At 64.4% G+C, this 539-nt stretch carries 1 protein-coding gene; it reads left to right on the top strand.

Going from position 1 to position 539, the window contains the following annotated elements; translation table 11 throughout:
• The coding region (locus tag B3605_RS12830; protein ID WP_296434345.1) for a HAMP domain-containing protein at nt 1-539 on the top strand (539 nt) is incomplete at both ends.

The raw sequence follows: 539 nt of genomic DNA, 5'->3' as shown, positions 1-539 counted from the left end.
CGCTGGCCGCCAAGGCCGAGGCGACGCGCCAGGCAGCATTCGACACGCTCGTCTTCTACAGCCTTATGCTGGTCGCCACGATTGCCGTAACGATCGCCGCCTTCGTCATCGTCGTCTTCCGTGTCGTCCGTCCGATCGGACGGTTGACGACCGCGATGAGTGTCTTGTCCGACGGCCACACCAATATTCTGGTGCCTTACGCCGAGCGCGACGATGAGATCGGCAACATGGCCCGCTCGGTCGAAGTGTTCCGTCTTGCCGCCATCCGCAACAAGGAGCTGGAAGCCGAGGCCGAGGTCAATCGCCAGCAGTCGGAGCGCGAGCGCATCGAAGTGCAGCGTCGTGCCGAGGAAGAGGCTGAAATCCGCCTCAACCAGGCAACCGGAGCGCTGGCCTCCGGCCTCAAGCTGCTGGCCGCTGGCGACATGACCTGCGAGCTCAACACGGCGTTCGCGCCGCAGTTCGAAGCGCTGCGCCATGACTTCAACACCTCGGTAATCCAACTTCGCCAGGCGCTTGTCGGCGTCGGCAGCGCGGTC

It is taken from the genome of Rhizobium sp. UBA1881, assembly GCF_002338015.1.
GTDB lineage: Bacteria > Pseudomonadota > Alphaproteobacteria > Rhizobiales > Rhizobiaceae > Rhizobium.
Note: the sequence above shows the minus strand (reverse complement) of the source record. Positions and strands in the feature narration are given on the sequence as shown.